This window comes from Virgibacillus sp. FSP13, from assembly GCF_054048505.1.
In genome coordinates, this window is record NZ_JBSVKG010000060.1 from 1 (window position 1) to 1,839 (window position 1,839).

Sequence of the window (1,839 nt, forward strand, 5' to 3'; positions counted from 1 at the left end):
CTCCCTCAATAAAGTTCGATTTTCTTAAAATATCGCTGTTTTTCTCCGATTTTCTTCTTATAATATTGAAGCATTTTGATAGAGCGAGGAATATACTACCTATATGGGATAATTTTGGAATTCAACAACCTAGCTTAATAAACCTAGCGATTGGATTTCCAAAAACTGGGTGGTTCATTCCCTATGATCGCACCTTGGATCTCCACATAGAACATGGTGGTGGACCCTCCCATTTCTCTCGGCGTCATTGCGCGCGTACATTCCTTCGTTCGACCTTACCATGTGTGGATGCCGGAAATGCTTTCTTAGTGGGTCTATGCCCTAACGGAGGTAATATCGACCGGCTAATCCGTGCTTCAAATGTAATCGATGTAAATCTGAATAATAGACAACATATCTTCTTTTTTCGTGTGTTATTAAGCTGCTTCCTGTAAAGACTTCAACTGAGGAATGTCCCTCATCATACGTGTTTCATCAAATGCACAATTGCGCGTACCTATGACAAAAAAAATCTTGATCAACTTCCGACTAAGAGCCACAAAGGATTGCTTCCCTGTTAGTGGATTGTTTGGTCGGTTTTTATAATAACTATGCAGCTGTTTAAATCCTTCATTATGAATCGATAAGGGGCGCGCAACTTGATATAACAGTGATCTTAACCGACGACGGCCACGTTTTGTGATCGTTGTTTGTCCTTTGAATAAACCAGATTGGTTCATTTGAAGGTTGAGTCCCGCTAATTTAATGATTTGGCGTGGATTTCGATAGTTGAATAAGTCCCCGGTCTCGGCGAAAAAGCCGGCAACAGTCATTGAACTAACCCCTTTGATTTCCATCATTTGTCGAGCTCCAGGAACGTGAAGAACAAGATCTTCGAGTAGTGCTTCATGAGCCTGAATGCGTTCCTGTATCACTTGATATTGATCGATTAAATAATGAAGTTCTTGACGCGCCATTGTCAAACCAACTGTTAGGCCTATACTTGTTTCAGCTGCGCGCTTAAGCTCTTGGATGCGTTTGATTCCAACACCACGCTTAGCTACCTGCTTTACTACTGCCATTAGTTTCTCTTCAGAACTGGATTGGATATCTTTTGGTAGATAGCCCTTCCTCAAAAAGTGGAGGGCGGCTTTTCCGGTCCAATCCTTAAAAACCGTTAGAAACTCTGGGAAATAGCGATCCAATACATTGTGTACTTGTGCTTTAATGGATGCCAAATCTTCCTGCATCATGTCATGTAGCTTTATTCCTTCACGCAATTCAGCGAAGACGCCTTCCGGTAATATAGGTTCATGATATCGGCCAGCCCGAGTGACCTGGGCGATGACTTTTGCATCTTTTGTATCGTTCTTGGTTGGTGAATCGTCATCCAGTTCCTTGGTGCGCTTTACCTTCATCGGATTAACAACTACGGCATGTAACCCCTGTGCTTTTAAATAATAAGCTAGATTTAGCCAATAATGGCCTGTTGGCTCCATCCCTAAAATAAGATCGTTTCGATTAGTCTCATCTAAGAGGCAGTGAGCCCAGTCAAGCAACTGTTTAAACCCTGTGAAACCATTCGTAAACACCAATCGTTTCGCTAAATCACGACCGCGGTCATCAATCGCACGAGCAACGTGTTTATGCTTTGCGACATCAATACCGATGATGATAGTTTTTTCTGTTATTTGCGCTAAGCGTTCATTTTGTGTAAAATCCATTGTAGGAGTCCTCCTTAGGTACTTAATTCGAGGTCATCGCGATGACACTCTCTATCGTACCAGGGAGGCTCTTTTTTTGTACAATCGATTCTATGATGATTTAGCCTCAAATTTCTTCATTACAGGAATGCTTTCT

General features: G+C 41.9%; 1 protein-coding gene. It reads right to left on the reverse strand.

Annotated features, from left to right (window positions below):
* Positions 1–416: 416 nt before the first annotated feature.
* On the reverse strand, positions 417–1,703 hold the full coding sequence (locus ACW2QC_RS20130; protein WP_457545708.1) for an IS110 family RNA-guided transposase: 1,287 nt from the start codon (positions 1,701–1,703) through the stop codon (positions 417–419).
* Positions 1,704–1,839: the final 136 nt, after the last annotated feature.